Here is a 22,662-nt window from a genome sequence, read left to right on the forward strand (position 1 = left end):
CACCATGGCAGAAGACCTTTCAAAAGAGCAGCTCAAGCCTGATCACCCCGATCGTAAGACGGGGTATGAACGGATTCTGACAGACCCTGCGCCCCCTTGGTTTGTCGAGCTGTATCCAGGTGGGGACGGGACCGGGTTTCTGCAAAAGCTGAACAGACACTCGGTTTTGTTTCACCAAAGGTCTGCGTCCCGGCTTGTGGTCAGCTTTGACAACATTGCCAATGCCAACGACCTGTCTTTTTCCCGCGAACCCTGGGGCTGGAAGTTCTTCCGTGACGAAGGCTGGTCCCATATGGGGATATTTGCGCGGACCAAAGCTTGGTACCGCGATCCCGAGATCATCTCGTATTTTCAGACCCAAGCGGATCAGGGTTTTTTTGCACAGTTTGATCAGGTTGTGTTTGCGGGCGCTTCGATGGGCGGATTTGGAGCGCTGACATTCTCGGCTCTTGTTCCCGGCGCCAATGTCATCGCTTTCAATCCGCAGACAACGCTGGATGAACGGCTGGTCCCGTGGGAGACCCGGTATCGGTTCGGACAGGTGCAAGACTGGGATCTTCCCTTTAGCGATGCCGCGCAAACCGTAGAAAATGTGGGGAAAGCCTACGTTTTCTATGATCCCTTTTTTGATCTTGATCGCCAGCAGGTGACGCGATTGAAAGGCGATAATGTCGTGCTGCTGAAGACATGGTTTTCAAACCATTTCGCGGCCCCGATGCTGCGCAAATTGGATATACTGAAGCCGGTTATGCTCGAGGCGATGGACGGCACACTGGAACCCCAGGCCTATTACCGGATGATGCGGGCGCGGCGGCGACTGCCTTTGTATATGCGTGGGATCGAGGCGATTGGCGGCGAACGTCACCCACAGCTTGTTGCGCAAGCAAGGCAGAGGTTCCGACGGCTGCGGCGCGCAGCCTTGGCCGAAGCAGCCTCATGAAGCCCGAAAAGGGGGTCTTTATCGGCCAGCGCAAAGACCGGATGGGTGCCCGGTTGCTGATGATGCTGACCTGCATCCGGTTGGCCGAGGATTTTGACACCAGCTATCGGGTCAACTGGTTTCCCAAAGGTGCGGATGCGCCAGAGCTGGACCAGCCGCAAGAATTGTTCTCACAAGAGTGGATGGATGAGCATTTCCTGAGCACCGAATCCTTTGATGCTCTAGGCGAGAACTCCCTGCCGATATGGTCGTTTCAGGGCGATGCGACACCGGATCGGCTGATATCCCATCTGAATTCCGGCCGCTCTGTTGTCGTCGAGGAAGGCTTTGAGGTTCTGGCCTTTCAATGGGAAGATATCGAGCAGATCCGTCCCCGGTACCGAGAGTTCATCCATAAGATCGGGTTCACGGATGAAATCCGGACGATCATGGAAAAGGCAGATGCCAAACTAAGTGGCAAGGGGGTGTCGGCCTATCACATTCGCCGTGGCGACATCCTGAATGGCCTGCCGTGGAAGCATACGACCTGGCCGGCAAAGATCGAACCGGAAGAACTGTATGCGGCGCATCTTGGAAAAAACGCAGGGTGTGCCGCGATCATGTTTTCAGATCAGCCCGAGCTTGTGGCCCGATTCCAAGTGCAGTTTCCGCACCTTATGCAAATGTCAGATATCGCGGATCTTTCCAGTCTGACCCGCGCACAACGAGACTTTCTGGAGCTCTATACCATGTCGCGCGCGGATCAGTTGATAGCGCCGTACGTTTCCGCCTTTTCCATGGCAGCGGCGCGAATTTCAGGGCAGCAGGGAAAAGTTTTTCGCGATGTTTTGAACGAAGATGAAGTCAAACGCGCCAACGAACAAGTGATCGCACGCCTGCACCGCGGTCCAGAAGAATTTCTGAATCTCTCAGAAGCCGCTCATATCTATGCCAAGGCTTCGTTTTATCTTCATGGTTTGGGCGCGGGAGATCGGGCCGAAGAGGCATTGGAACTGGTGCAGCCGTTGATGGATGCAGGTTCGGATAATGCATTCCTTCCACTTCTTCAGGCGTTGAATTACTTTTATCTGAATCGTTGGGCCGAAGCGTTAGAGATGACTGAAGCAGCCTTCGAAAACCCGCATATCTGGCCCGAAGATTTTGCTGTGGTAACTGCACTTCAAGCCGCGATATTTGGAGGGCAGAAGAAACGCTGGAAGGCTGCGCAGGTGTTCAGCAGGGCGTTTTGGACAAAACCAATGCGCCCGGATGTCATCATATTTGGCTCTCGGCTTTTGTATCGTGAACAGATTGCGCAGCGCGCAATGCCGCCAATGGATTGGGTGATGCAGAAGGCTGTTCGGAGGCCTTGGTTCAACTACAATGCGCACGTTGCGCAGAGGAAGGTACTGGGTCGCCCGCCCTGTAATTTCGACCTGATCCTATTAGATTGGGCTAGTCTGTCCGTAGATCAAAGGGCGCGCCGTCTAACCTCCAACCGATCCCGCTTGCAGACTTTGGCTGACGGGCTAGAAAGCTCAACTCAGTTGCCCGAGGACGTTCGCATTTCACGCGAAGACCCGCGCTTTGAAGGGGTGCAATCTTTGCTGCGTTTGCATTTGGGAGATACATCTTTGGCGCAGTCTTTGGATATTGCGCGGAAAGTGGCCAAGCGCCATCCGGATAACCCGTTATACTTAAAGCGACTGGCCGAACTGTATGAGAAAGATGGAGATTTTGTAAACGGAAGGCTGGCCATGGCAGATGCGTTGGCCTGTGATCCGGGAAACCCATTTCTGGTCTTTGCGATGGGGCAATACCTTGAAAGGAACGGGGCCGAAGAACAGGGGCAAAACCAAATTATTCAGGCTGCGGAACTGGATGACAATACAGCGGCGATTCAAGGAGAGGCCGGCAGGATATTTCTGCAACGAGGTGAAAAGCAGAATGCGCGCGTTCATCTTTCCAAGGCCCACGCGCTGTGCCCAACCCTAAAACGATATTCCAATCAGCTGAAACGTGCGGGTGGAAAATAGACGGATTTCTCTTGGTGACCGGCTTGAATACCGGTAGTTTGCGGTCAAAATCTTAAACAAATCTCCGATACCACCGGGGCAATGAAAACAAGCAGGGCAGTCAGGTATGGCCGAACAGGATCCTCGATATATCAGCGTTACCCCTATGAAGAACGAAGGACCATTCGTTCTTGAATGGATCGCCCATAATCGTGCCATTGGTGTGGACCAGATTGTGGTCATGACCAATGACTGTACCGATGGTACAGATGCCTTGCTGCAGCGATTGCATGACCTTGGCATTGTCACGCATGTCGACAACAACTCGAGACGTCAGACCAGCCCGCAAAAACGCGCCTATAACGCCTTTCTGAAAATGGAAGTGGCCCGTCCACAGGATTGGGTGATCGTTATCGACGCGGATGAACATATTAACGTCAGAACCGGCGACCATACATTGCGTGCGCTGACGGGTGCCATGCCGGATGCAAAAACGATTTCAATGACTTGGCGTCTATTCGGAAACGCCGGCATTGTTCGGTACGAGGACCGTTTCCTGTCGGATCAGTTTCGCCAAGCTGCACCTGAGCGTATTTTTCGACCGCCGCAAGCTTGGGGCTTTAAGACCATGTTCCAACGCGGCCTGTGGGATGCGCTCGGTGTCCATCGACCGAAAAGGCCGACCGTTGAAACGATGGAAGAATGCCATTGGTACAACGGATCCGGTCAACCGATGCCCGAAAGGTATTTTACTGCCAGTTGGCGATCGGCGCGGGACTCCGTCGGGTACGAGCATGTTCAGATCAATCACTATGCTTTGAAATCCTGTGAAAGTTATCTGGTCAAGAAAATGCGTGGTCGGGCCCATCATCTGGGGGAAAGCCTTGGGATGGAATATTGGAACATGATGAACCAAAACGCCGAAACTGAGACCTCGATCGACACAATCCTCGATCGGAAACGGGCTTTGTATTACGAAATGCTGTCAGACGCTGAGACGGCCCGCCTGCACCATATGACCTGCGATCTGCATCGCCAACAGGTTGCCCAGTTGCGCGAACAACCCGAGATGCAAGACCTCATGCGTCAGATGACCGCCGGGTTCTCAGCCAAGGCCGAGACCTGAGGTCGCTTGGCGAATAGGAACGTTTCATGCTCTGGCTACACATAGGAATGCCCAAGACTGGGTCGACTGCGTTACAGGGGTTTGTTCGCAAAAACGGTCAAGTGATGGCTGGGGCCGGATTACACTATATGGAAACGGGCCGCAGGCGAACCGAGGGGCAGGGGCGTCTGGCCAGCAGTCATAACCTGATTGCCTTCCACATGAACCAAACCGAACAGCCGGTCACCGCCCTGCGCGAAGCGATGGCAAGGGAATATGCTGAGCATGAGGATAAGGCATGCTTGGTATCGTCTGAGATGTTGTATTCAGTCGATCTGCACAAACTGGCCGAGATTTTCGCTGAGATCCCCGCGCGTGAGATGAGGATTGCTTTCTACTGCCGTAGATATTCTGACTTTTTCGAAGCCGACTACAAACAAAGGGCAAAGAACGGCAGGCTTGCCGGGGGCGGTTCTGAATATATTCGTACCCAGCTGGACGAGATACGTGCGCATCCTGAGCGTTTCAGCTTTGCCAGTGCTGCGGCTCGGATAAGGTCAGCTTTTCCGGGCGTCTCGTTGGTGCCTATGCTGTATGAGCGCTCTGAAATGGCCAATGGCAACATTGTCGATGATTTTCTGGATCGCATCGGCGTCCAACTGCCCTTGGGCAGCAAGACCGAAACATCGTCCAATCCTTCGCATTCAAGGGCCGCGTGTGAGGCGTTTGGTGTGGTCACAAGGGCCATGGGACGCAAGAAAAGTCGCCAGTTGCGACGTCGGGCTGTCGATGATCCCGTGATGATGCGTAAGAATGATGTGCTTGAACCGGATGAACGCGCCTGGCTGGACGCGTTTGTGGCAAATGAAGATGTGAGTTTTCATCAAGAGTTCTTTCCCGACCGGACGCAGCTTTTTGCCCCTGTCAGGTTGAGCATGCATGATCAGTCGTTTCGCCGGGACACAGCCGCGGAATATCAGGCGCTGCGCCAGGCATCCGAGATCGTGTTTCGCATGGCGCTAGAGGGTTGACCTTATTCGACGGTAATTTCCTGGCGCTGCCGGCCAGTGGTTTTGTCAAAGATCAGGATGCGATTGTCATCAGTCACAACTGCAAACCAGTTGTTTCCAATGGTGACCGCCTGCGCTTTTGCGCCAACGGGCAACTCAACCTGATCGGGCAGGGTAGGGGTCCGGTCCGATAGCCGGATGACAATCAGTGCGAATGTCACTAGAACCCCGCCAATCATCACCGCGGTCAGCAGCATGACCATTCTCCGCAGCAGGCGAAGCTGCGGCGTTTCCTGCGGTTCTTGGGGTTCGGAAGGGACAGTCATGGGCACTCGCCAGATTGAGTTTCAAATCGCGGCCGATCCGCCGCCCCGCCTTGATAAGGCGCTTTCCCGGGATGTGCCAGCGGGGGAAAGCCTGTCGCGGACCCGATTGGGGAAGTTAATCGAAGAGGGGGCCGTGATGATCAACGGAACCGCCGCCCGCGACCCCAAGGCCAAGGTGGTCGAAGGCGCAGTGGTGGCGATCACTGTGGCCGAGGCCGAAGACAGCCATATCGGCCCGGAAGACATCCCGCTGGAGGTCGTATTCGAGGATACCGACCTGATCGTGGTCAATAAACCTGCGGGTATGGTCGTGCATCCTGCGCCCGGCTCTCCGAACGGGACATTGGTCAATGCGTTGCTGCATCACTGCGGTGATGACCTGTCTGGCGTAGGCGGCGTAAAGCGCCCCGGCATCGTGCATCGTATCGACAAGGAAACCAGCGGGTTGCTGGTGGTGGCCAAATCCGACGCGGCCCATCACGGGCTTGCCGCGCAGTTCGAGGCGCATAGTGTAGAACGCTATTATCGCGCCATCTGTTACGGTGTCCCGGATGCCAATGATCCCCGGTTGCGCGGCGTCAAAGGTGTCAGCTTTGAGCCCGGAAATATCATGCGGATCACCACTCAGCTGGCCCGTCACAAGACAGACCGGCAACGACAGGCTGTGCTGTTTCACGGTGGGCGCCACGCTGTCACGCGCGCCCGTCTGGTCGAAACGTTTGGGCCCCCGCAAGGGCTGGCTCTGATCGAATGCTGGCTGGAAACAGGCCGCACGCATCAGATTCGGGTTCACATGACCCATGCCGGTCATGGTCTGGTCGGTGATCCGGTTTATGGGGGCAAGCGGAAACTCGCAGCCAAAGCCTTTAGCGCGGCTGCCGCAGAGGCCGTACGAGACTTTCCTCGTCAGGCGCTTCATGCTGCGGTTTTGGGTTTTGAGCACCCGATATCGGGTGAAAACCTTCGCTTCGAGGCTGTGTTGCCGGATGATATGGAAAATCTGATTGAACAGCTGCGCACACCGCTGACATAATAAGCAAAGTTACGTGAATAACGTTTTCTTAGGTTTCCTTTATCAAACGTTAATTTCAAACTGTTAACGGTACCTCTTGAACGGATCGGGACGACCTCCCATATCCATGTTAACGACTTAAACATTTGTCGGAGGGACAAGAAACATGGCCAATTACGCAAATCTCCCCGCGCCGACGCCGGAAGGCGGGCTGAACCGCTATATGCAGGAAATTCGGAAGTTTCCCCTGCTGGAGCCAGAAGAAGAATACATGCTGGCCAAAAGCTGGGTTGAGAAGCAAGATACTGAAGCTGCACATAAAATGGTGACTTCCCACCTACGGTTGGCGGCCAAGATCGCTATGGGTTATCGCGGTTATGGGCTGCCACAGGCCGAAGTGATCTCCGAGGCCAATGTCGGTCTTATGCAGGCCGTGAAACGGTTTGACCCGGAAAAAGGATTCCGGCTGGCGACCTATGCCATGTGGTGGATTCGCGCCTCGATTCAGGAATACATTCTGCGGTCATGGTCTTTGGTCAAACTGGGTACAACCTCGGCGCAGAAAAAGCTGTTTTTCAACTTGCGCAAAGCAAAGGCACGCATCGGTGCGCTTGAAGAGGGCGACCTACGTCCGGAAAACGTGGCCCGGATCGCAAATGACCTTGGTGTGACCGAAGCAGAAGTGATCAGCATGAACCGCCGGATGTCCGGTGGCGACGCCTCTCTGAATGCGACCGTCGGGTCCGAGGGCGAAGGCACCATGCAATGGCAGGACTGGCTTGAGGACGAGGATGCCGATCAGGCGGGCGATTATGAGGCCCGCGATGAGCTTGACGCCCGCCGCGAGCTGTTGGCGGCTGCTCTTGAAGTTTTGAATGACCGGGAAAAAGACATTCTGACCCAACGCCGCCTGATGGATCAGGCCGTCACACTGGAAGAGCTGAGTACGCAGTATAATGTCAGTCGCGAACGCATTCGCCAGATTGAAGTCCGCGCTTTTGAGAAACTTCAGAAGAAGATGCGTGAGCTTGCCCGCGAAAAAGGGATGCTGGCCACAGCCTGACCTCTTCGTTATTTGAACGGGCCCGGTGCGACATTGGTCGCGCCGGGTTTTCTATTTGTGTTAGCGCTAATGACACTCGGACTGAGGGCGATTACAACAGACCGGATCAAAGCCATAGGGGGTGTCCATGATGCAGAATCCGGTGAATTGGGGCGTATTGGGAGCGGCGAAATTCGCGCGGCAATATATGGCCCCTTCAATCCACGCAGCTGAGGGCGCGCGTCTGGCAGGCCTTGCGACGTCCGATCCCGCCAAAGCCGAACCGTTTCAGGCCTTTTGCCCGGATTTGACGGTTTATGACAGTTATGATGCGTTGCTGAACGACCCACAGATTGAGGCCGTTTACATCCCGCTGCCCAACCATTTGCATGTCGAATGGAGCCTTAAGGCACTGGACGCCGGTAAACATGTGCTGTGTGAAAAGCCGATGGCTATGACCGTGTCCGAATTTGCCCCATTGATCAACAAACGGGATGAGACCGGATTGTTGGCGGCCGAGGCATATATGATCGTCCAACACCCTCAATGGAAGTTTGTACGCAAGCTGATCGCCGACAAGGCGATCGGGAATTTGGCCCATGTGACGGGTGCGTTCAGCTTTGACAGCCGGGCGGATACGGCAAACATTCGCAACCGGGCTGAGACCGGCGGAGGTGGGCTGCGTGATATTGGCGTCTATGTGATTGGCAGCGCGCGCTTTGTCACCGGGCAGGAGCCGGTTCAGGTCGAATCCGCCATCCGGTGGGAGGATGGGGTCGACGCTTTTACCGAGATTCGCGCTCAGTTCCCGGATTTCACCTATTCCAGCTATGTCTCGATCCGAATGCATCCGCATCAAGAGATGGTGTTTCATGGCGACCGCGGCATGATCCGGCTGACTGCGCCGTTCAATCCGCGTGTGTTCGGAGAGGCGCGTGTCGAATTGCACCGCCCCGGCCTGGAAATACAGGTCACACGTTTCCCCGCGGACGATCACTATAAGCTGCAGGTCGAAGCTTTTTGTCGGTCGGTCCGTGAGGGTGCCGAATATCCGTGCCCGCTTGAGTTTTCACGCGGCACGCAGGAAGTGATTGACCGTGTGCTGGAGAATGCAGTGGCGCTGCCATGACTTGCCACGCTTCTTGAATCGCCGCAAAATCGGCTAACACCTTAACAGGAGGCATCCCGATGGCAGGTGGCTGGGCGCGCGACGGCGCAGTAAGCGAACAGATCGAGGCATCCATTTCGGATGAGTTGGCCCGAATGCAGGCCCAGAAACGGCCCGTAGGCGAAAGCCTGACCCATTGTGCCGAATGCGAAGAACCAATCCCAGAAAACCGCCGCACAGCACTGCCGGGCGTGAAACTGTGCCTCGAGTGCCAGCAAGAACGTGACGGGGCGCACAAAATGCGCGGCGGTATCAACCGGCGCGGGTCGAAGGACAGTCAGTTGAGGTGAGTTTATTATGTTTGCTTTGAGCCCAAAGTTTCACTAGTCGGTACGCAGTTTTGAGAGCATGGGGCAAGAGACATTCCCGCTGTCGCAGTTGGCTGTGAGTTCGTTCAGCGCTGCTTCCAATCGCTTCAGCTCGTTTATCTTTTCACGCACATTGAAGATATGAAGCTCAGCCAGTTCTTTTACGGATCGGCAATCTTCTCCGTCGCCTTCGGACAGGCTTAGAAGCGTCTTTGTATCGGCTAGTGGAAAGCCCAAATTACGGCATTTTTTCAGGAAACGAAGCCTTCCAACATCGTGCGCGGAGTACATCCGCCGGTTATTAGGTGCTCGTTCTGGTTTGGGCACGATCCCTTCGCGTTCATAGTAGCGGATCGTTTCAATGCCGACACCGCTTTGCCGGGATGCTTCCCCAATCGCAAACATGTGAGTTTTCCCGTCTTGATCCTGTAGCGACTACAGAAGTTATACGAGAAGCAGTCACTTTGACAACTCCAACTAATCAAGGGAATGAGATGCAGAAGTACCTTAGCGTTAGTTATCTGGGATCACTGACAGCACTTGGCGTCGCGACTTGCTGTGTATTGCCCATGACAATGATGTTGCTGGGACTGGGGGGCAGTTGGCTAGCCATTTTCGGAAAGATCGCGGCGGCAAGCTACTACGTATTGGCGATATCGACGGCGCTTGTCGCTATATCGTGGCTTGTATCTTATCAGCGCGGTTCCCTAACAAAGTTGAAATGGTGGCTTTCGGGGACTACCGCAATCACCGCGTCAGCTTGGGTCGTCGTCTATAACGAGGCCCGTATCAACGATTACCTGATAATGCAGATGTGAAACAATGACAGAGCAAACTGTAGTGCTTGAAAGCACCCTGACGTGCCCGAAATGCGGTCACAGCGAAAGCGAAATAATGCCGACGGATGCTTGCCAGTGGTTCTATGAATGCAAGTCTTGCGCAGCGGTCTTGAAGCCATTGGAAGGGGACTGTTGTGTCTACTGCTCCTATGCCACGGTGCCTTGCCCCCCGATCCAGAATGGCGATAGTTGTTGCGGATGACAAAGTCCGCTTTGTCCGCAAAGCAGACATCACCGTCTCCGCTTCAGGCGACTTCAGCCCTCCATCGCTTCCAATTCATCAATAAAGCCCGAGATCATCGACAGGCCTTTGTCCCAGAACTTGGGATCGCTGGCGTCCAGACCGAACGGGGCCAGCAGCTCTTTGTGGTGTTTTGATCCACCGGCGCGCAGCATGTCGAAATACTTGTCCTCGAACCCGTCGGCGCCGCTTTCGTAGACGGAATAGAGCGCGTTCACGAGGCCGTCGCCAAAGGCATAGGCGTAGACGTAGAAGGGCGAGTGCACGAAATGTGGGATATAGGCCCAGAACGTCTCATACCCTTCCATGAATTCAAATGCGGGGCCGAGGCTTTCGGCCTGAACGCTCATCCACAGGGCGTTGATGTCGTCCGGGGTCAACTCGCCCTCGCGGCGTGCGGCGTGCAATTTGCATTCGAAGTCATAGAAGGCGATTTGGCGCACGACCGTGTTGATCATGTCCTCGACCTTGCCAGCCAGCAGAATCTTGCGCTGCTCAGGGGTTTCGGCCTTGTCCAGCATTTTGCGGAAGGTCAGCATTTCACCAAAAACCGAAGCGGTTTCGGCAAGCGTCAGCGGGGTGGATGACAGCATCTCGCCCTGATCGGCGGCCAGCACCTGATGGACGCCGTGGCCCAGCTCATGCGCTAGGGTCATCACGTCGCGCGGCTTGCCCAGATAGTTCAGCATCACGTAAGGATGCACGTCGGTAACAGTGGGATGCGCAAATGCGCCTGGCGCCTTGCCCGGCTTCACCGCCGCATCAATCCAACCCTTCGAGAAGAACGGCGCGGCGATTTCACCCATACGGGGATCAAAGGCCTCATAGGCATCCATCACGGTTTTCTCGGCGTCATCCCAGCCGACAATCTGCGTGTCTTCCATCGGCAGGGGCGCGTTGCGGTCCCAGACCTGCATCACATCCAGACCTAGCCATTTGCGTTTCAGCTCGTAATAGCGGTGGCTCAGCTTGGGGTAGGCGGCCACGACCGCCTCGCGCAGGGCCTCGACGACTTCGGGCTCGACGTCATTCGACAGGTGACGACCAGTTTGCGCGGTCGGCATATTGCGCCAGCGGTCGACGATTTCCTTTTCCTTGGCCTGCGTGTTGTGAACGCGCGCGAAGGTCTTGACGTTGTCCTGAAACACGCGGGCCAATTCGCGAGAAGCCGCTTCGCGTTTGCTGCGGTCCTGCTCGGTCAGCAGGTTGAGTGTGCCTTCGATGTTCAACTCTTCTCCGTCAACATCAAAGGTCAAGCCTGCGATGGTCTCGTCGAAAAGGCGTTCCCAGGCATCGCCAACAACACCCAGATCGTGCAGGAATTTTTCAAGCTCGTCAGATAGCTGATAGGGTTTCATCGCGCGGATGCGGCGGAATACGGGCTCGTAACGGGCCAAATCGGTGTTGGCGTCGAAATGCGCTTTTAGCGCGTCGTCGTCGAGGCGATTGATTTCCAGCGTGAAGAACACCAGCGGCGTGGTAAAGACAGTGATCTTTTCCTGCATGTCCGAGAGGAACTTGGCTCGCTCGGCGTCGGTCGTCAGCTGATAATAGCGCAGCCCGGCAAAGGACATGATGCGCCCGGCGATCGAGTTGATCTTTTCGTTCCGCAACACGCAGGTCAGCAAGCCCAGGGCATCAAGATCCGCCAAATTGCCTTCGTAATCTGCGGCAAAGGCGGCGCATTCGGTTTCCAACCAGTCCAGGTCACGCGCAAGCTCGGCCGCGTCTTCCGAAGCATAGAGATCCGTCAGATCCCATTCCGGCAGGTTGCCAAGATTATCGGCCCCGCCGACTGCGTTTGCGTCACGTAGTGGAAAAGGAAGGTCGCGCATGGATCACCTCGAAAATCTGCTTTGGCAAACATCTAGGCGCGACCGGCGAGGATCACAAGCGGACAGTCAAAGGGAAAGCGCCGGTTCCAGGGGGTGATCCGTCTATGCAGCTTTGAAATGCGCGGCGATTTGGTCAAATGCTGGGTCGCGCACCTCTGGCGGTTCCATCAGGACTTCGTGTTCACCGTCTGGAATTTCGATCAACGTGCTGTTGGGCCAGTTTGCCATGCGTGCGCGGATGGCCTTGCGGTCCACAATCTGCTCGTGGGAGCCAAGATATGTCAGGCATGGGATGGCTGGGGCAGTCTGCACCATCAACCAGTCGCATTCATCTAATGCCTCGCGCAGCCAGATCGTCGACGGTGCACCAAGAGACAGTTCAGGATACTTGGCCAGATGATCCTGCATCATTTTGTACATGGCAGGATCGCGCGTCAGGCTATTGCCTTCGAAAGGCTGTGTCAGAACATAGCTGTCCAGTGATGTGGTCGGGGGCGTCTTTTCGCCAAACCCCAGTCGTGGGGCCCAATTTGCGGTCAACCGGCTGATGGGTTTCATAAGGGGCGTAAAGAAAATCCCCCACATCGGACCGGTAAAAACACAGGTAGAAAAACAATCGTTTTCCAAAACTGCCCGCAATCCAATGGCACCGCCCATAGAGTGGCCAATAACATGCCGGGGCCTGGGCAGATCAAGCTTTGTGGCCAGCTCTTGCGACACATCTACGTCTTGCTGATAGTCAGTGAATTTATCGACATGGCCAACCCGCGGATCGTCAAGCAACCGGTCTGCCAATCCCTGACCCCGCCAGTCGATCACCAACACGGCAAAGCCACGCTTGACGAATTCACTCGCCGCATTACCGTATTTTTCGATGTATTCAGTGCGACCGGGAAACAGCATGACAGTCCCGTTCGCTGTACCTTCGGGGCGCCAATGCGCCACGCGAATTCGGGTACCGTCGGCGGTGTTCAACCAATGTGCAACACCGCCAGCGGGGCCGCCAGCCACGTCTTCGAACAAAGGGGCCGACGCATATTCCATCAGGCCAGGGCCGAGGCGAGTTTCATTGCCGCGCCCATGTCGCCGTCGATGCTCAGTTTTCCGGCCATGAAGGCGCTTGTCGGGTCCAGATCACCATTGAGAATTTGCTCGAACGTGTCCGCATCAGCGTTCAAAGTCACGTCCGTTTCTTCATCGCTGATGCGCGCGCCGCTTGCATCAACTACGATCGCGCCCAAATCCGCGATGGCAAATTTAGCCGATGCGTCGAAATCGCCGCCCGACAGTTTCTCATTCAGCACTGCTGCGGCTTTTTCCAATGAATCGCTCATGATCTTCCTCATTTTGTTAGTACGCCGTGAATGGACATCCTCGGTCGCAACGCTACACTGACACTTGTTATGAGCAATGCAATCAACAATCTCAAAGGTACCGTTGCGGCACTTTTTGTCCTAGTCATGTTTTCCTCCACTTGCCTTGCGCAGCAGGAGGATTCCCGCGACGAGGCCGAGTTGTTGCAGAACCTTGCACAGGCCACACCGGACCAAGCGACTGGAATCGACCGCCAGTTACGGGCGCTCTGGTCGCAATCGGGTTCGGCCTCCGCCGACCTGCTGCTGGAGCGTGGGCGCGAAGCACTGGATGATGGTGACACCTATGCCGCGATCGAGCATTTGACGGCCCTGACAGACCACGCGCCTGATTTCGCCGAAGGCTGGCACGCGCGGGCCTCTGCGTTTTTTGGGATCGAAAGGTTCGGGATGGCTGCCGCAGATCTGGAACATGCTCTGACGCTGAACCCGAACAACTATGAGGCCATCTACGGGCTTGGATTGATATTTGAGATTCTGGGTCAGCCCGAAAAGGCATTTGCGGCCTATTCCCATGCCTTGGCTATACATCCCCATTACGAAGAAGTAACCAATGCAGTGAATCGACTGAAAGCCCAGGTCGAGGGCTCGGCCCTCTGAGAACCGGGGGCAGGGGGCAAAGGTGAGCGGGTCATCCCGAATCGTGGCCGTACTTGGCCCAACCAATACAGGCAAAACCCATTACGCAATCGAACGTATGCTGGGGTACCGCACGGGGGTGATCGGCCTGCCGCTGCGCCTGCTTGCGCGCGAGGTATACGACAAAATCGTCGCCATTCGCGGACCGTCGGTGGTGGCGCTGATCACCGGGGAAGAACGTATCGTACCGCCACGTGCGAAATATTGGGTCTGTACGGTCGAGGCGATGCCCGAAGGCATGGGTGCCGATTTTGTGGCTATCGACGAAATCCAACTCTGCGCCGACCCGGAACGCGGCCACGTCTTCACCGACAGGTTGCTGCGCGCGCGCGGCACCAATGAAACCCTGTTTCTGGGATCCGATACCATGCGCGGTCCCATCGCGGCACTTGTGCCCGAAGCACAATTCGTCCGGCGGGAGCGGATGTCGCAACTGGTCTATGCCGGCTCCAAGAAAATCAGCCGCATGCCACCGCGCAGCGCCATCGTCGGGTTTTCGGTCGACAACGTCTATGCCATCGCCGAGCTGCTACGCCGTCAAAAGGGTGGGGCGGCTGTGGTCATGGGGGCGCTCAGTCCGCGTACACGGAATGCGCAGGTTGAGCTCTATCAGAATGGTGAGGTCGACTATTTGGTTGCCACCGATGCCATCGGGATGGGGTTGAACCTGGATGTGAACCATGTTGCGTTCTCGTCCCTGACCAAATTCGATGGCCGGCGGATGCGGCCCCTGGCCCCGAATGAGCTTGCCCAAATTGCTGGCCGCGCAGGGCGCGGAATGTCCGATGGAACCTTCGGCGTGACCGGCGAGGCGCCGCCTCTGGACGATGGTGTCGCGCAGGCCATTATGGACAGCCGCTTTGCGCCGATGAAAAAACTGAATTGGCGGAATGCCGCCTTGCAGTTTGGTTCGATTGACGCTCTGATCCACACGCTCGAGATTAGCCCGGATAGCGAACACCTGATCAAAGCCCGTCCGGCAGATGATCTGAATGTGCTTAAATCCTTGTCGCAAGTTGCCGAAATTGCGGCCCGTGCCAGTGATCCGCAATCCGTTCGTTTGTTGTGGGATGTTTGCCGAATCCCCGATTTTCGCGGCATCAGCCATGCCGAACATGCCAGCCAGATCGAAGTGATTTTTGGCCACCTGCATGAAGGTGGTTCGATCCCGGATGACTTTATGGCGCGGCAAATCCGCCGGATCGACCGAACGGATGGCGATATAGATGCACTGTCAAAAAGGTTGGCATATATTCGCACCTGGACTTACGTTGCGCAACGAAATGGTTGGGTACGTGACGAATCCCATTGGCGTGATGAGACGCGCATTGTAGAAGACAGGCTGTCAGACGCTCTGCATGACCGTTTGACTCAGAGATTTGTGGACCGGCGCACATCCGTTTTGTTGCGCCGGCTCAAACAGAAGGAGGCCCTTTTGGCCGAAGTAAATGACAAGGGTGAAGTGACCGTCGAAGGTGAATTCGTCGGTCGTCTGGAAGGGTTCCGGTTCAGTCCGGACAAAAGCGCGCAAGGAGCCGAGGCGAAAGCCTTGAAATCGGCGTCCTTGCAAGCCCTCGCGCCGCAATTCCATCTGCGTGCCGATCGCTTCTATAATGCACCCGATACCGAAATTGATTTTACCGATCAGGGTGGCCTGATGTGGGGTGAATATGCCGTTGGCAAGCTGGTTGCCGGGGCAGAGCCTCTCAAGCCGCTGGTCGAGGTTTTTGTGGACGAGGCCGCGGGCCCCGATGTTGAACAGAAAGTTCAGCGTCGCCTGCAGCATTTCATCGACCGCAAAGTGGCCGCACTGTTCGAGCCGCTGCTGAACCTGTCGCGCGATGAAGAACTCAATGGGCTGGCCAGGGGTTTTGCCTTCCGCATGGTTGAGGCGCTAGGCGTATTGCCGCGCGCAGGTGTCGCGCAAGACGTCAAGGATCTGGATCAGGACGCCCGTGGCGCGCTGCGCAAACACGGTATCCGCTTTGGTCAGTTCACCATTTTCATGCCGCTGCTGCTGAAACCGGCCCCAACGCGTCTGCGTCTTGTTCTGTGGGCATTGGCAAATGGCCTGCAGGAATTTCCCGACGCGCCGCCTCCGGGTCTTGTTACTGTGCCCATCGCCAAAGGCGCACCTGACGGTTATGACACTATGTGTGGTTATCGCGATGCGGGCGAACGCTCGATCCGGATCGACATGCTGGAACGTCTGGCCGACATGCTGCGCGCTGAAGACAGCCGTGGTGGGTTCGAGGCCAAGCCTGACATGCTGTCGATCACCGGTATGACGCTGGAACAATTCGCTGACCTGATGCAGGGGCTGGGCTACAAGGCCGAACGCGCCGAGCGTGAAAAGGTTAAGCCCGCACCGGCAGAGCTACCTGCCGCAGAGGCCACGGAAGCAGCTTCCTCCGAGGAAGTACCCGCACCAGAGGGAACCCCCGAAGAGGTCGCCGCACCCACCGAGGCGTCAGCCGAGGCCACCGAAAGCACCGAGGCAGCAGCCGAGGCCACCGTGCCGACAGCAGCAACAGATGAACCCGAGGTTGAGGTTTTCTATACTTTCACCTGGGGCCGTCAGCGTCAGGCCAACCAAGGCCCACGCCGTGAACAGCGGCAGGGGCAGGGCAAAGGTAAGCCGCGCGGTAAGCCTCAGGATGGCCGGGGCAAGCCGCAGGGCAAGAAAGGTGGCAAGCCGCAGGGTGCCAAGACCTTCTCGTCTCGTCCGCCCAGGAAAGAAAAGCCCATTGATCCCGATAACCCGTTCGCGGCCGCGCTTATGGGTTTGAAGGAAGGCAATTAACGCCTGATGACCGAGGCCCGGCTTCGGATCGATAAATGGCTGTGGCAGGCTCGGTTCTTCAAGACCCGCAGCCTGTCCGCCAAACAGGTCAGTGGCGGCCATGTCCGCGTCAACGGAAACCGGATCCTGAAACCGGCGCAGCCTGTGGCCCCCGGTGATGTTCTGACCTTCCCTCAGGCGCGCGTTGTGCGCGTTGTGCGTATTGAAAAACTGGGTGATCGGCGCGGACCGGCAACCGAGGCGCAGACATTATATACCGATTTGACCGAAAAGCAGGACACGCAGCCGCGAAATCCAGGGTTTGAGGGAAAAGGTCGTCCCACCAAGAAGGATCGGCGTCTACTTGATCTTTCTCGCAATCAAGATAGCTGAACATATCTTGAAGCTGACGCCATACTGATTTAGCTAGACGCCCAAACCGCAAACGGGAAATTCACCATGACCTATGTTGTCACTGAAAACTGCATCGCCTGCAAATACACCGACTGTGTCGAAGTGTGTCCGGTGGATTGTTTCTATGAAGGTGAGAATACACTGGTCATCCATCCCGATGAATGCATCGATTGCGGAGTATGTGAACCTGAATGTCCCGCTGATGCGATCCGTCCGGATACTGAGCCGGGCATGGATCAATGGGTCGAGTTTAATCGCAAGTTCTCCGAGCAGTGGCCGGTGATCGTGACCAAGAAAGACCCGCTGCCTGATGCAGAAGAGCGTGATGGCGAAGAGGGTAAGATGGAGAAATACTTCTCTGAGGCCCCCGGCGAAGGCGGCTAAGCGATTCGCGCTCTGAACTTGTCAGTTCAGCAGTGGGATGGCGCCTTATCTATCTGTTTCTTAACACCTTTCTTTCAAGTGGAAAGGGGCAGCCTTTCGAGTGTCTCAATTTTGTGATATACTCGGAAATTGAACGTTGATTGAGATGGGGATGACTCCGTAAGTATGCTCGCTTTGGAGTTCTGATTAGTTGAAAACACAGCAACCTGACCGGGCCGTACTGGCACGGGGTGGGTCGTTTTGTTGTCTGTCCCGCGCTCTCGTAACCAAGGAAGAACCTGTATGTCTAAGTCGAAGAAGCTTGAGTTTCGCCCCAACGACTATGTTGTTTACCCGGCCCATGGTGTCGGTCAGATCATTTCGATTGAAGAACAGGAAGTTGCGGGATACTCGCTCGAGCTGTTCGTCATTTCCTTTGAGAAAGACAAAATGACCCTGCGCGTGCCGACCAACAAGGCGACCGAGTCCGGTTTGCGCTCGCTCAGCTCGCCAGATGTCATCAGCCAGGCCATGAAGACACTGAAGGGCAAGGCCAAGGTCAAGCGTGCCATGTGGTCCCGCCGGGCACAGGAATATGAACAAAAGATCAACTCGGGTGATCTGATCTCGATTGCCGAAGTTGTCCGCGATCTGCACCGCACCGATGATCAGCGCGAACAGAGCTATTCCGAACGTCAGCTTTATGAAGCCGCGCTTGAGCGTCTGACCCGCGAAGTCGCGGCAGTATCCGGCGCAGGCGAAGTGTCTGCGGCCAGGCAGGTGGATGAGGTTCTGACCTCGCGCGCGGCAGCGGCGGCCTGAACCTGCTGAAATCAAAATTTTAGGGCCATCCCCGCAAGGAGGTGGCCTTTTTATATTGCAGTCACCAGATGAAATCGGGGCCACTAAACCTGCGTAGCTACGGCCATAAGAAACCCTATCTCGGCCAGTTGTTGAGTGGCGCCCAGTATATCACCGGTCTGACCCTCGATCTTGGCCTTGGTTAGCATCGCCATTGCCACCACAGACAAAGCGGCAATCAGCGTAGGGAAAACCACCTGCAACCCGATCATTGGCAGAGTGAGCAGCAGCGCCATGACTCCGCCGAGTATCACCGCGGTCGATCCGGGTGCGCCCACTGAATGGCTAAGGCCCGATTGGCGGGCATTTGGAAGGACGGACATAACAACAGGCATCATAGCCCGCGAAACGATGCATGCGGCCAATACGGTGGTAAAACCCGCATTCGAAAGGAACGCGGCAATCAACGACACGCGCAGCAGTTGCGAAGAAATCAGGGCAAGGACGCCATAGGTGCCGATGTGGCTGTCCTTCATGATCTCTAGCCGCCGTTCAGGCGTGAAACCGCCCCACAGCCCGTCGGCGGTATCTGCAAGCCCATCCTCGTGCATCGCGCCGGTGGTGATGGTCAGGACAAGAACGACAAGTATGGCACACACTATCGACGGCAGCCCCATGGCCGTCGCCATCCATCCCACGGCACAGGCCAATAGGCCGACAACAAGCCCCGCCAATGGAAAGGCCCAAACGGCACTGGCCTGACGCGAGAACACTCTGTCAGGCAGCCGCGGCACGGGCAAACGCGTCAACAGGACCAAAGCCAGCGGAATATCCCAGGCAGAAATGAGCTTGGTGTCGTTTTTTAGCACTCCTGCGCCTTTCAGGGTCTTGTCGGTTTGATCGCTTCGGTTAAACACGCAGGACCACTCTGATGCAACGAGGCTTTGGATGCTGCCCGAAATTAACAATCTGAATTCTTTCCGCGAAGCTGTCCGGCAAGCCTCCGGGCCCGATGATGCCGCTGCGCAAGGGGCGACTGACCGTAATGGGCAGCTGACCAAACCTCCGGGCGCGCTTGGTCGGTTGGAAGACCTGGCAATCTGGTATGCAGGCTGGCGCGGGGATGCCCGCCCGCAGATCACCTCGCCGCAGGTTATCGTGTTTGCCGGAAACCACGGTGTCACAGCACAGGGTGTTTCGGCCTTTCCGCCGGAAGTGACCGTGCAGATGGTGTTGAACTTTGAACATGGCGGGGCGGCCATCAACCAGCTGGCCAAGGCGGCTGGTGCTACGATGGATGTCCACGCGCTGGAGCTTGAACGACCGACCGCGGATTTCACATCAGGTCCAGCTATGTCAGAGGACGACCTATTGCAGGCGCTGCGCAACGGGTGGACTGCGGTCAGACCAGACGCCGATCTTCTTGTTGTTGGTGAAATGGGTATCGGCAACACAACCCCCGCAGCGGCGATTGCTTGCGCCTTGTTCGGAGGTCAGGCGGGCGATTGGACTGGTCGCGGAACAGGTGTCGATGATGCGGGATTAGCAAACAAAACCCGTGTGGTGGCCGAAGGTGTTACGCTACATGGCGGTTCGGGCGATGGGCTAGAGATTCTGCGCCGTCTGGGCGGACGCGAGATCGCCGCTATGGCCGGAGCCATTGCCGCCGCACGCGCGCTGCACATTCCGGTTATTCTGGATGGCTTTATCTGCTCAGCGGCCGCCGCGTGTCTGTCTGACCTTTCAGAGAGCGCGCTGGATCACTCGATCGCCGGGCACCAGAGCGCGGAAGGTGCGCATGGCGCTGTGTTGGCCAAGCTCGGTAAAGAGCCTTTGCTGAAGCTGGGGCTGCGACTGGGTGAGGGCTCTGGCGGGGCGCTGGCGATCAATATCCTCAAAAGCGCTGTTGCCTGTCATTCCGGCATGGCGACCTTTGCCGAAGCTGGCGTCTCGGACAGTTGATCCGCGCGGCCTGACCGTCAGTTGAAGGTCAGGCCGATTTTTTGTCGTTTTCTTCCGCCAATTCCAGCAGTTCGGTCTCAAGGTCTTTTTCCAGCTGCTGCGCACGCTCGATGTATTTTTTGTTCTCGGCGGTGGGCAGCCCGGGAATCCAGAGCTCTGCCAGTTCACGAACCGACATGCGATCATGGTGGTAGAAAGTCTGTTCGGCCTGCGCTGCCTCGTATTCGCTGAGACCCACATTCTCGAGCACATATCGCCCGGCCCGCAATGAGCCATCGAATGTCTCGCGCACAATGTCGTTCGCGCCGGCTTGATACAGCTCGTACACATGGGTCCGATCCCGTGCCCGCGCGACGATGTGTAGGTCTGGGCGCTGGCGGCGCGCATAGCCGACAAGACGCGTCACCTTCTTGCGATCATCCATCGCAGCCACCAGAACAGATGCTTTTTCAAGGCCGGCCGCGCGCAACAGTTCCGGACGGGTCGGATCCCCCAGGAACCCTTTTACGCCAAAGCGACGCATCAGCTGGATGGTTTCGATGTTATGGTCAAGAACGATGGTTTTGAACCCGCTTGCCTGCACCAGACGATTGACGATCTGACCAAATCGCCCGATCCCGGCGATGATGACCGGGCCTTTCTCGTCGATCTCATCCGGTTCGGGTGCCGGTGTGCCATCCCCCATCCGGCGCGAGAGAAGATCATAAATGATGAACAAAAGCGGCGTGATCAGCATGGTCAGCGCAATGATCATCAAAAGTTTTTGTGACAGATCCCCTGGAATCACATTCTGCTGGGTCGAAAACGCCAGCAGGACAAAGCCGAACTCACCTGCTTGCGCCAGCCCCAGTGTAAACAGCCAGTGATCGCGTCCGCGCAGTTTAAATGCGCGGCCAACCAGGAACAGAATGATCCCTTTGACCAAGATTACCAACAGGGCCAGTCCGATCAGGTCGAAGGGGTCGTCAAAGAAATAGGCGACATCGATGCCCGCGCCAACGGTGATGAAAAACAGACCAAGGAAAAGGCCTTTGAACGGCTCTAGGTCGCTCTCCATTTCATGCCGGAACTCGGAACTGGCCAGCACCACACCTGCAAGAAACGCGCCCAGAGCGGGTGACAGGCCAACCAGCGTCATCAGGAAGGAAATGCCAACCACAATCATCAACGCCAGCGCCGTATACATCTCGCGGAGGCGGGTCGCATGAATAAAGCGGAACAAGGGCCTGGTCAGGTACACTCCGGCGAGAATGACGAAACCGATCGCGGCAATGGTGACAAGCGTTACCGCCCACCCTGGCAACCCCTCGACCAATGACAAGCTATGATTCGCCGCGCCGTGGTGCCCCGTGGATATGCGGTTGATAGATCCGTCATTTGCAATCTGGGGAATGGCAGGCAGAGCCAGCAGTGGAAGCAGTGCCAGGATTGGTATGACCGCGATGTCTTGAGTCAGCAGTACTGAAAAGGTCGCCCGTCCTCCGTTCGTTTTCATCAAGCCCTTTTCCGACAGGGTCTGCAAAACAATCGCAGTTGATGACAGGGAAAGCGTCAACCCCACTGCCAGGGCTACGGACCATGGATGATTTGCATACATGGCGACGCTGGCGATCACTGCGGTCGATAAAAGCACCTGGAGGCCGCCAAGCCCCAAAAGCCTGTCCCGCATATCCCAAAGAGCGCGCGGTTCCAGTTCAAGTCCGATCAGGAACAGCATCATGACTACGCCGAATTCAGCCACATGCTGCAGGTTTTCCGTTTCCGCACCCACCAATCCGAACAACGGCCCTATGACAAGGCCCGCGGCCAGATATCCCAGTACAGAGCCCAGTCCCAGACGCGCCGAAAGCGGCACGGCGATCACAGCCGCAGCCAGATAGATCGTCGCCTGGTAAAGGAAGTTGTCCATGATCGTCCTTTCAATGCGCTCAGGTGGGCAGGGGGGCGTCGCGTTTGAGCTGATCCATAACGATTTGGCTTTGTATCCGAGCCACTGCAGGATGTGGAAGGATTACCTGATGAAGCAAGCGATTAAGCGCGGATAGATCGTCGCAATAGACATGTAGTAAATAATCGGCCTCACCTGTCATTGTCCATGCGCTGGTGATTTCGGCGCGTGTTTCGACCATACGGGCAAAGCCTTCAGATTGCTCGGGGCCGTGCGTACTCAGATGAACCTGAACAAAACCCTGCACCTGCAACCCTAACTTTAGAGGATCGAGGCGAGCGACATAGCTGGTGATATACCCTTCAGCCTCCAGCCGTTGGCGCCGGCGACCAGCCTGACTGGGCGACAGGTTCAACATCTCTCCAAGTTGGTGTGCTGTTAGGTGGGCGTTTTTCTGCAGCGCTGACAGCAGGCGCGTATCAGTGGAATCAAGCATGTGCGGAAAAACTCCGTGATTGGCCAATCTTATGCGCAATTTACGCGCGCCCCTTTAAGTTATTGGAAAACTATGCGCGAAAAAAGTGCCGATTAAGACGTATTTTGAAATCAGCAAATAAATT

Annotated in this window: 24 protein-coding genes; 16 read left to right on the forward strand and 8 right to left on the reverse strand. The window is 56.3% G+C overall.

Going from position 1 to position 22,662, the window contains the following annotated elements; genetic code table 11:
* The first annotated feature begins 4 nt into the window (after positions 1 to 4).
* The 4 genes from AC2FJV_RS09450 to AC2FJV_RS09465 all read left to right on the forward strand — a co-directional run bounded on the left by AC2FJV_RS09450 (position 5) and on the right by AC2FJV_RS09465 (position 5,070).
* The gene (locus AC2FJV_RS09450; RefSeq protein ID WP_271946477.1) at positions 5 to 940 is read left to right on the forward strand and encodes a hypothetical protein; all 936 of its coding nucleotides are present in this window, start codon (positions 5 to 7) and stop codon (positions 938 to 940) included.
* Entirely contained in the window at positions 937 to 2,955 is a 2,019-nt protein-coding gene (locus AC2FJV_RS09455) for a hypothetical protein (RefSeq protein ID WP_496713509.1), read from the forward strand. The genes AC2FJV_RS09450 and AC2FJV_RS09455 overlap by 4 nt, the downstream gene beginning before the upstream one ends.
* 106 nt (positions 2,956 to 3,061) lie before the next feature.
* Positions 3,062 to 4,060: a glycosyltransferase family 2 protein gene (locus AC2FJV_RS09460; RefSeq protein WP_271946483.1), complete on the forward strand. Its 999-nt coding sequence runs from the start codon at positions 3,062 to 3,064 to the stop codon at positions 4,058 to 4,060.
* Positions 4,061 to 4,107: 47 nt separating this feature from the next.
* Entirely contained in the window at positions 4,108 to 5,070 is a 963-nt protein-coding gene (locus tag AC2FJV_RS09465) for a hypothetical protein (RefSeq protein WP_496710082.1), read from the forward strand.
* A gap of 2 nt (positions 5,071 to 5,072) precedes the next feature.
* On the opposite strand, the gene AC2FJV_RS09470 is transcribed toward AC2FJV_RS09465, so the two are convergent.
* Positions 5,073 to 5,375, reverse strand: a complete 303-nt coding sequence (locus tag AC2FJV_RS09470; protein WP_496687594.1) for a DUF6476 family protein — start codon at positions 5,373 to 5,375, stop codon at positions 5,073 to 5,075.
* Here AC2FJV_RS09470 and AC2FJV_RS09475 point away from each other — a divergent pair.
* From AC2FJV_RS09475 to AC2FJV_RS09490, 4 genes are all read left to right on the forward strand, one after another.
* The gene (locus tag AC2FJV_RS09475; protein WP_496713511.1) at positions 5,374 to 6,408 is read left to right on the forward strand and encodes an RluA family pseudouridine synthase; all 1,035 of its coding nucleotides are present in this window, start codon (positions 5,374 to 5,376) and stop codon (positions 6,406 to 6,408) included. The genes AC2FJV_RS09470 and AC2FJV_RS09475 overlap by 2 nt on opposite strands.
* A gap of 145 nt (positions 6,409 to 6,553) precedes the next feature.
* The gene (gene rpoH / locus AC2FJV_RS09480) at positions 6,554 to 7,450 is read left to right on the forward strand and encodes an RNA polymerase sigma factor RpoH (protein WP_142634432.1); all 897 of its coding nucleotides are present in this window, start codon (positions 6,554 to 6,556) and stop codon (positions 7,448 to 7,450) included.
* A 130-nt stretch (positions 7,451 to 7,580) separates the two neighbouring features.
* A complete protein-coding gene (locus AC2FJV_RS09485; protein ID WP_496713547.1) occupies positions 7,581 to 8,558 on the forward strand; it encodes a Gfo/Idh/MocA family protein in 978 nt (325 codons plus the stop codon).
* Positions 8,559 to 8,617: 59 nt separating this feature from the next.
* Entirely contained in the window at positions 8,618 to 8,887 is a 270-nt protein-coding gene (locus tag AC2FJV_RS09490) for a DksA/TraR family C4-type zinc finger protein (protein ID WP_271946490.1), read from the forward strand.
* Between the two features lie 33 nt (positions 8,888 to 8,920).
* On the opposite strand, the gene AC2FJV_RS09495 is transcribed toward AC2FJV_RS09490, so the two are convergent.
* Positions 8,921 to 9,310 carry a MerR family transcriptional regulator gene (locus AC2FJV_RS09495; RefSeq protein WP_271946491.1) on the reverse strand — a complete coding sequence of 130 codons (390 nt, stop codon included), beginning with the start codon at positions 9,308 to 9,310 and terminating at the stop codon, positions 8,921 to 8,923.
* Positions 9,311 to 9,399: 89 nt separating this feature from the next.
* Here AC2FJV_RS09495 and AC2FJV_RS09500 point away from each other — a divergent pair, with 89 nt between their 5' ends.
* Entirely contained in the window at positions 9,400 to 9,723 is a 324-nt protein-coding gene (locus AC2FJV_RS09500; protein WP_271946493.1) for a hypothetical protein, read from the forward strand.
* Positions 9,724 to 9,727: 4 nt separating this feature from the next.
* Positions 9,728 to 9,946 (forward strand): GDCCVxC domain-containing (seleno)protein, encoded by a 219-nt coding sequence (locus AC2FJV_RS09505; RefSeq protein WP_271946496.1) that lies wholly within the window; start codon positions 9,728 to 9,730, stop codon positions 9,944 to 9,946.
* A 53-nt stretch (positions 9,947 to 9,999) separates the two neighbouring features.
* Here the strand turns inward: AC2FJV_RS09505 and AC2FJV_RS09510 are convergent, their stop codons facing one another.
* The 3 genes from AC2FJV_RS09510 to AC2FJV_RS09520 all read right to left on the reverse strand — a co-directional run bounded on the left by AC2FJV_RS09510 (position 10,000) and on the right by AC2FJV_RS09520 (position 13,154).
* Complete coding sequence (locus AC2FJV_RS09510; protein ID WP_496713514.1) at positions 10,000 to 11,820, reverse strand: M3 family oligoendopeptidase; 1,821 nt, start codon at positions 11,818 to 11,820, stop codon at positions 10,000 to 10,002.
* A 102-nt stretch (positions 11,821 to 11,922) separates the two neighbouring features.
* Entirely contained in the window at positions 11,923 to 12,864 is a 942-nt protein-coding gene (locus AC2FJV_RS09515) for an alpha/beta fold hydrolase (RefSeq protein WP_496713516.1), read from the reverse strand.
* Positions 12,864 to 13,154, reverse strand: a complete 291-nt coding sequence (locus AC2FJV_RS09520) for an SCP2 sterol-binding domain-containing protein (RefSeq protein ID WP_142634424.1) — start codon at positions 13,152 to 13,154, stop codon at positions 12,864 to 12,866. The genes AC2FJV_RS09515 and AC2FJV_RS09520 overlap by 1 nt, the downstream gene beginning before the upstream one ends.
* Positions 13,155 to 13,184: 30 nt before the next feature.
* Here AC2FJV_RS09520 and AC2FJV_RS09525 point away from each other — a divergent pair, with 30 nt between their 5' ends.
* The 5 genes from AC2FJV_RS09525 to AC2FJV_RS09545 all read left to right on the forward strand — a co-directional run bounded on the left by AC2FJV_RS09525 (position 13,185) and on the right by AC2FJV_RS09545 (position 18,213).
* Positions 13,185 to 13,793: a tetratricopeptide repeat protein gene (locus AC2FJV_RS09525; RefSeq protein ID WP_142634422.1), complete on the forward strand. Its 609-nt coding sequence runs from the start codon at positions 13,185 to 13,187 to the stop codon at positions 13,791 to 13,793.
* Between the two features lie 22 nt (positions 13,794 to 13,815).
* A complete protein-coding gene (locus AC2FJV_RS09530; protein WP_496713518.1) occupies positions 13,816 to 16,635 on the forward strand; it encodes a helicase-related protein in 2,820 nt (939 codons plus the stop codon).
* Between the two features lie 6 nt (positions 16,636 to 16,641).
* Positions 16,642 to 17,007 (forward strand): RNA-binding S4 domain-containing protein, encoded by a 366-nt coding sequence (locus AC2FJV_RS09535; RefSeq protein ID WP_281994758.1) that lies wholly within the window; start codon positions 16,642 to 16,644, stop codon positions 17,005 to 17,007.
* Between the two features lie 66 nt (positions 17,008 to 17,073).
* The gene (fdxA, locus tag AC2FJV_RS09540) at positions 17,074 to 17,412 is read left to right on the forward strand and encodes a ferredoxin FdxA (RefSeq protein ID WP_085821728.1); all 339 of its coding nucleotides are present in this window, start codon (positions 17,074 to 17,076) and stop codon (positions 17,410 to 17,412) included.
* Between the two features lie 282 nt (positions 17,413 to 17,694).
* Positions 17,695 to 18,213 carry a CarD family transcriptional regulator gene (locus tag AC2FJV_RS09545; protein ID WP_142634416.1) on the forward strand — a complete coding sequence of 173 codons (519 nt, stop codon included), beginning with the start codon at positions 17,695 to 17,697 and terminating at the stop codon, positions 18,211 to 18,213.
* A gap of 83 nt (positions 18,214 to 18,296) precedes the next feature.
* Here the strand turns inward: AC2FJV_RS09545 and cobS are convergent, their stop codons facing one another.
* Positions 18,297 to 19,061, reverse strand: a complete 765-nt coding sequence (gene cobS, locus AC2FJV_RS09550) for an adenosylcobinamide-GDP ribazoletransferase (RefSeq protein ID WP_496713520.1) — start codon at positions 19,059 to 19,061, stop codon at positions 18,297 to 18,299.
* 79 nt (positions 19,062 to 19,140) lie between these two features.
* Here cobS and cobT point away from each other — a divergent pair, with 79 nt between their 5' ends.
* Positions 19,141 to 20,154 (forward strand): nicotinate-nucleotide--dimethylbenzimidazole phosphoribosyltransferase, encoded by a 1,014-nt coding sequence (gene cobT / locus AC2FJV_RS09555; RefSeq protein WP_496713522.1) that lies wholly within the window; start codon positions 19,141 to 19,143, stop codon positions 20,152 to 20,154.
* A gap of 28 nt (positions 20,155 to 20,182) precedes the next feature.
* Here cobT and AC2FJV_RS09560 read toward each other — a convergent pair whose 3' ends face one another.
* Together AC2FJV_RS09560 and AC2FJV_RS09565 are read right to left on the reverse strand one after the other, a co-directional pair.
* Positions 20,183 to 22,063, reverse strand: a complete 1,881-nt coding sequence (locus AC2FJV_RS09560; RefSeq protein ID WP_496687615.1) for a monovalent cation:proton antiporter-2 (CPA2) family protein — start codon at positions 22,061 to 22,063, stop codon at positions 20,183 to 20,185.
* A 19-nt stretch (positions 22,064 to 22,082) separates the two neighbouring features.
* Entirely contained in the window at positions 22,083 to 22,538 is a 456-nt protein-coding gene (locus AC2FJV_RS09565) for an Lrp/AsnC family transcriptional regulator (RefSeq protein WP_142634408.1), read from the reverse strand.
* Positions 22,539 to 22,662 lie beyond the last annotated feature (124 nt).

The organism is Ruegeria sp. CDSA241, from assembly GCF_059611265.1.